Annotated in this window: 6 protein-coding genes; 1 reads left to right on the top strand and 5 read right to left on the bottom strand. The window is 34.3% G+C overall.

From position 1 onward, the window contains the following. Positions 1-77 precede the first annotated feature (77 nt). Positions 78-2228 (bottom strand): outer membrane beta-barrel protein, encoded by a 2151-nt coding sequence (locus tag Q0252_RS10085; protein WP_297985844.1) that lies wholly within the window; start codon positions 2226-2228, stop codon positions 78-80. 129 nt (positions 2229-2357) lie between these two features. Between Q0252_RS10085 and Q0252_RS10080 the strand changes: the two genes are divergently transcribed. Further along, positions 2358-3350 carry a L,D-transpeptidase gene (locus tag Q0252_RS10080; RefSeq protein ID WP_297985842.1) on the top strand — a complete coding sequence of 331 codons (993 nt, stop codon included), beginning with the start codon at positions 2358-2360 and terminating at the stop codon, positions 3348-3350. Here the strand turns inward: Q0252_RS10080 and Q0252_RS10075 are convergent. The 4 genes from Q0252_RS10075 to Q0252_RS10060 all read right to left on the bottom strand — a co-directional run bounded on the left by Q0252_RS10075 (position 3345) and on the right by Q0252_RS10060 (position 6163). Beyond that, positions 3345-3872: a hypothetical protein gene (locus tag Q0252_RS10075; RefSeq protein ID WP_297985840.1), complete on the bottom strand. Its 528-nt coding sequence runs from the start codon at positions 3870-3872 to the stop codon at positions 3345-3347. The genes Q0252_RS10080 and Q0252_RS10075 overlap by 6 nt on opposite strands. After that, positions 3872-5206, bottom strand: a complete 1335-nt coding sequence (locus tag Q0252_RS10070) for a PDZ domain-containing protein (RefSeq protein ID WP_297985838.1) — start codon at positions 5204-5206, stop codon at positions 3872-3874. Before Q0252_RS10070 ends, Q0252_RS10075 begins: the two co-directional genes overlap by 1 nt. A gap of 96 nt (positions 5207-5302) precedes the next feature. After that, positions 5303-5638, bottom strand: a complete 336-nt coding sequence (locus Q0252_RS10065) for a hypothetical protein (protein WP_297985836.1) — start codon at positions 5636-5638, stop codon at positions 5303-5305. A 45-nt stretch (positions 5639-5683) separates the two neighbouring features. Beyond that, positions 5684-6163, bottom strand: coding sequence for a hypothetical protein (locus tag Q0252_RS10060; RefSeq protein ID WP_297985834.1), 480 nt, complete (start codon positions 6161-6163; stop codon positions 5684-5686). Positions 6164-6326: the final 163 nt, after the last annotated feature.

Raw genomic sequence — 6326 nt, 5'->3', positions numbered from 1 at the left:
AGTTAATGACCGAAAACCATAAATCCTAAAATTGATACGGTTTTTCAGTGGCCTCAATTCTTCAGAGATTTTTTTTTTTAGTCTTTGCTTCCACCACTGTCTTTTTCGACATTGGTTTTGGTGTTTTCTTTTACTTTTTGGTTTCCAAAACGTTTAATGAACGTGAGTGAAAAGCCATACCAATCAGCTTTCATCGAATTTCTGAAAGTTCCGATTGGAGCATAAGTTGTTACATCAAAAAACGGCCTTTTGATAGGATTAAAAAGCTGTAAACTCGCTTCCATTTGTGTTACAGGGAAAATTTTCGTGACCGAAATATTATGGAAGAAATTCATCTGATTTCCATAAGAATTCCCGTAATTCTGCGAGAAAAGTCCAAACCAACCGTTGATATTGATGTTTTTTCCGAATAAGTTGGTGTACGAAATATTTGATGAACCGCCGTAATTCGTAAAATAATCTTTTGCGTTTGTTAGATTGTTCTTTGCATTAAAGTCGCTGTTATCGGTGTAATTAAAATTCAAACTTAAATTAACGTTCAGCTTATTTTTCAGGAACATTTGGTTGGTATTGAAATTCAAACCATATTTTGCCACTCTTCCCGGGAAATTATCTTCCATTTGGATGGTTTTTCCGTCCTCAATAAGGTATGTTGACCAGTAATCCTGATTGCTCCACCAATAACTCGCTGTAAGGAAATATTTTTTGTACATGCCCAATTTCAAACCTATTCTGTCGTTCGGGCTGGGTTGAAGATTCATGTTTCCACGGTTAAACATTCCGTTATCCATGGGGAGTTCGGAAGGAATAAGTTCGCTGTACCAAGGTCTCCAAATATTGTGTTTGTAAGTTGCGGTGACATCATAGTTGTCGGAAATTGCATATTTTGCCAATAAATCCGGAAGAAGAGTTCCGTAAGAATCCGATTTTTCTCTGTTGGAAGCTTTGTCTCGTACTTTAAACCAAATATATTCGTAGCGCAAACCAATTCTTGTCTCCAACTTTTTGAAATAGGTTTTGCTGAAATTCACATAGGCAGCGTTCAAATTTTCAAGATAATTTCCTAAAAAATGGTCTTCTGTCCAAACATTATTATTCAGCCTGAAAAAATCATAAGGAACCGAAAAATTTTTGTAGCTTGTTTTTCCACCGAATTCAATACTGCTTCCGGATTTTCCAACAGGTTGGGAATAATCTGCCTTAAAATAATATTCTCTGTTCTGATTATTGGCTAAAATTCGAATTCCGGTAGGAAATGCAGAAAGCGTCGAATTAATAAGGTGATTATTGGTGTCTTCAACGGAATTATAATTAATTCCGGCATTCAAATCAAGGATTTTATTTTTCTCCTTGTCGTAATATTTATAGAACAGGTTACTCCCGAGATTCTGATTTAAACCATCAAGATTCTGAGTTTTTGTATATCCATCTGTGTAATTATTGTCTGTAAGGTTTTCAGCAAAAGCATCCGAGAACGTATTTCTTTTTGTGCGGGAATATTCGAAGATTAAACCTGCGCTGTTTTTATCATTAAATTCATATTCCGAAGTGGTAGAAAAAGAGGGAGTTTTGCCTGTTTCAGTACTTTCACTTGTGATTTTTTGAAGCGCGTTGGTTGCGTAAATAAAATTCTCATTGTAGGTTTTCATCACAAACGTATTGTCCGAATAACTTCCCGTTAAAGTTTCTGTGAATTTCTTTTTATGATAATTAAGATTAAAACTTCCGTACTGCGAATTTTTGGTGTTTTGGGTATTGGTTAAGGAAACGCTTCCTTTTACTCCTTCATTCTCCAGTTTTTTGAGAACGATATTGATGACGGGTCCAGAAGCTTCATATCTTGCTGAAGGTGTGGTAATCACTTCAATTTTCATCAGATTATCAGCGGCAATGGTCTTCAGATAATCTTTGAGTTCTTTTCCCCTGAAAACTGTTTTTCTGTCGTTAATATAAACCGTAACAGATTCTCCTTCTGCCAGAATATTGTCGTTGCTGTCCATACTTACAAGCGGCGTCATTCGAAGAACATCCCAAGTTGTATTTCCGGCTAAAATTGAACTGTTTGAAACATTAAAAACTGTTCTGTCCGCTTTGTTTTCTATGGTAGGTTTTCTTCCAACCAAAATAACTTCTTCAACTTTTTGCGTTTTTATGGTATCATTTTTTGTTTCCTGTGCAAAGGCAACTGTGCCTGTAAGTAAGGCGATGGCAATTAGTTTTTTTTTCATTTTTTTTAAATGTTACCTATTAGACATCAAAAAGTGCTGAATCGTTACATTATTTTGGTAAATTCTTCATAAATTTTCTTTCAAAGCGCTTTGGTATTATTATTGTGAACCTTTTTACAAACAAATTTTATGACGCTGAATAAAGAGAAAATGTGGGTTTCACTACTGTTGCTGGTTGCAACATTATTTTTGGTACAATGTAAAAAAGAAAACAAAATACAGGATACAATAAACGATGTTGTGAACGTAATTACACTTTCTGATTCTGCTTTAATTGCTAAAAAAGATTCTGCAGTTTCCGAACCTGTTCAACAGAAAGCCAATTTTAAATATACTGCATTAATTTTTCCAGAGAAAATAAGAGATTCTGTGATGAGTGCTTTCAAAAAGCAGTTTTCAGAAGAGGAAAGATATACAATTTTGGCTTTAAACAGATTGGATAAAAAGAATTCATGGCGTGCAGATACACTGATGATTCCGGATAAAATCTCTGAAAATTTCCTTGATTATTCACCATTTCCTTATCAGTTGGATATTCTTTCTGATGTTAAAAAGTTGGTGACTTTTTCTTATCCTATTCAGGCGTATGCTGTATATGAAAATGGGAAGCTTTTGAAATGGGGACCTTCGAGTATGGGGAAAAAAGCAGCGCAAACCAAACGAGGTTTAATGTTTGCCAACTGGAAGAAAGAATTGGCCATTTCTACTGTTGACAGTGAGTGGAAACTTCCGTACAATTTTAATATTCATAATTCTTTGGGAATAGGATGGCATCAATATGATTTGCCAGGTTTTCCTGCTTCACATTCGTGTTTGAGACTTTTGATGGATGATGCGAAATGGATGTATAATTTTGCAGACCAATGGATTCTGAACAAAGGTGGTGCGACTACAAAAGCAAAAGGAACTCCCGTAATTGTCTTTGGAGATTATGCATGGGGAAAGAAAAAACCATGGAAACAGCTTTATCTTGATCCAAAAGTGACAGATTATTCAGTGGAACAAATGAACGAAATCATTCAACCTCACAAAGAAGAAATCCTGAAAGAGCAACAAAACCGTGATCAGATTTTAGCATCGATGCCTGCAAAACAAGAGCCGGCAAAGACGGATTCTTTATAAATAGTTCTTTTCAAAAATCAGGGTAGATTCTATGGCAAATTTTCTCAGTTTTTCCATTTCTAACTTCGCTTTAGATTGTCCAAATCGTGCAGCCAAGTAGGTGAGAATGATGAGGAAAAGCATGACAAATGAGGCAGAAAGCGCCCAAGGAAATTCATTGCTTTTAATTTGTTTTTCTACGAAATACATGGTGAAAAATGTCATCCATAGAACTCCGAAAAGAAAATACAGAAACATAAAAAATGTCCACACCGCAGAACTGGGACCAAAAATCCCTCGGATAACGGTTTTTTCGTCCTCTGTTTCTGCTCTTAAGGTGAGCCTTGGTTTCCAGTAATTGTCATCAATTGTTTTTACCAAAATTGTAGCAGCTTCACGGTTGATATTGCCGGAAAATTCATCGCCATGCTCTTTTAAATATTTTTTGAGATTTACAGAATATTCTTCAGGATCAAGATTACTGAACATTTTGAAACGCGGTCTTGTCCGCATTTTATCAAGGGTAGTTTCTTCCGTTTTCATTATTGGTCTTGGTAAGGAATTGGGTCTTCCAACTCGAAATTATAAGTGAGTAAAGTGCCATTTCTGCTAACTTCTAAAGAAATATGTTTTCCTTCTTCTGATTTAAAAAGTTCATTAATTTCTTCCAAAGACATATCTGTAGTTCGTTTTTTATTGATAGAAATTAACTTGTCATCTTTACGTATTCCAGCGATATAAGCGGGAGAATCCGGTCTGCTTCCAGCAACAGAATAAACAGGCTTCAAAACAAATTTGTACTGAAATTTATTCTGTGTACTGTACACCTCAATATTTTCGGATTTTGTAGGGGAATTTTTTTTGTTTTCAACTTCTACAAGAGCACTTGTCCAAATCATTCCGTCATGTTTAATATCTAAACCGCTCATATTAAAATGAAACGGATCGTTAAAATTTTTATTCTTTTTAAAATAAAGTTTTCCATTAGGATAGTCAAATATCAAATTGAATCTGCGTAATGTTTCGCTTCCAATAGAACCTTTCCTATCTTTCACAAGTTTTAAATGCTGAATGGAATATTCGTCCGGCATTGCTACCAATGGTTTTTCTATCTGATATTTTCCCAAAAATAAATTGTGAATTCTACTTCGCTTGCCGTAAACATCACCATTAAAACCGCGTCCCAAATAATCGTCAATATTTGGTCTGTTATAGGAAAAACCAGGAATAACGCTTGGGAAAAGCCAAATAGCATCGCTGTTTCCCAAATCAATGAGCATTTTAGACGAAACTGGATTGCTGATTTGTTCAACAGTTGCTGTAATGTATGGTTTATTCAGTTCGACGGAAATCGGTTCTAAATCATATTTTGAACTTTCTTTTTCGAATTTTTTTTCACTTTCAAAAATGGTAATCTTTTTGTTGATGTAATCAATTTTAACCTGGTGGTTTTTAAAAAAATGATATCCGATAATTCCGTTAACAGGGATTCCAACATGAGATGAGAAGTTGAATTCTTCATTCAGGATAATAAAAATCTGATGTTGTTTATCAATATAGTTTTTCCCGATCTGAACCTGATTGTTAATTGCTTTTAAGCCTTCAATCTCAATATCTCCACCCAAACCTGTAAATTTCATCTTTTCAACATCTGCAAAGTTGACCTCCTTATTTTCAAGACTGAATAAAAGCGTTTCGGAAACTCCAGAATCTATCATAAAGGTGAGTTCAACACCATTTACCTGCACCGGGATAAAAATAAGATTGTTGATGAGTTTGAAAGGAATAACCGTTTTTTTATTTTCAATAAGCTGGAAACCGCTTTGAGAAAAGAATTGCACTGAAAACAGCAGTAAGAGCAGCTTAATAAATTTCATAATACTGAAATTACGATTTATTTTCGAATAAAATAAAAAACTCCTCAAATATGAGGAGCATTTTCAATCATTTATGTCTTATAATATAATTTAGTATTAGTCTGGAATCGTTACATCCACTACACCATAATCTACAGTTAGGATTGGCTCATAATAACTTACAGCTGCAGATCCCATAAATAGATAAATACCATTATCAACAATTTCTTGAGTAACCAATATAGGTGAAAGTACCAATTCATCTCTTACATTTGTTGCACTTGTTTTTGAAATTTTAAAGAAAAGATCTTTGATTTTGGTTCCACCACTCATATACAAACCGTTTGCAGCAATGCTTGGTGTTCCAGAATATGCAACAAATCGTGTTACAGCAGCGTTAGAACTGTTTCCTGGATATTTTAGAGAAAGATTAATCGTTATCGTATAACCCAACAGTTGTGCAGGAACGTTTAGTTTGTTTGAAGTATTACTCCAAAACTAAAAATTTAATGGATTAGATCCACTTGTTTCTGCTGCAGTATAATTACATTTAAACTGTCTTATAGCTGTATCCGAAGTACCAACTTGTAATTCAGTTCCTTCAAAAGGATAGGTATCTTGATCATTCAGCATTACATTCATTGGTTTTATGTTTGCGGAATAGTAATTGTTATTGGTTGTTTCATTAATAAATGTTACCCATTTAGCGCCATCCCAATAATAAAATCCTTTTGCTTTTAAGTTGACACCAACACCTGTTTGGTTTGCTGTAAATGCAGCGGAAGTGGCATATACCAAGTTCCCTTCGTTTGCTGTGGTTGTGGAAATTGGCATACTGAAAATTTCATCTCCTGTAAAACGCGGAATAAGCATACCTTCAACTTTTGTGGAAGGACTCTTACCTTGGATGTCTAAAGTTGTAGAGGGAAATGTAGTGTTAATACCTACTTGTGCATGGATCTCCCCAATGCACAGCATTGAGAAAAGCAAAATGTAAATTTTTTTCATACTTCATTTGTTTTGTGTGTAGTAAAATTATTTCATACTATTTAAATGGTTTACAGGAAAAACACCGTTAATATGAAATATTTTATTAATATCTTTTTGTAAAATTCTAACAATTGTTAAAAGAAATCAATAC

This window comes from uncultured Chryseobacterium sp., from assembly GCF_936933875.1.
Lineage (GTDB): Bacteria > Bacteroidota > Bacteroidia > Flavobacteriales > Weeksellaceae > CAKZIK01.
The sequence above is the reverse complement of the archived record's forward strand: the minus strand, read 5'-3'. Positions and strand labels throughout refer to the sequence as shown.

What these genes read in the sequence shown, in the direction of transcription:
- Q0252_RS10080 (WP_297985842.1), top strand. Translation starts at nt 2,358, where the DNA reads ATGACGCTGAATAAAGAGAAAATGTGGGTTTCACTACTGTTGCTGGTT.
- Q0252_RS10070 (WP_297985838.1), bottom strand. Translation starts at nt 5,206, where the DNA reads ATGAAATTTATTAAGCTGCTCTTACTGCTGTTTTCAGTGCAATTCTTT.
- Q0252_RS10075 (WP_297985840.1), bottom strand. Translation starts at nt 3,872, where the DNA reads ATGAAAACGGAAGAAACTACCCTTGATAAAATGCGGACAAGACCGCGT.
- Q0252_RS10085 (WP_297985844.1), bottom strand. Translation starts at nt 2,228, where the DNA reads ATGAAAAAAAAACTAATTGCCATCGCCTTACTTACAGGCACAGTTGCC.
- Q0252_RS10060 (WP_297985834.1), bottom strand. Translation starts at nt 6,163, where the DNA reads ATGCTGTGCATTGGGGAGATCCATGCACAAGTAGGTATTAACACTACA.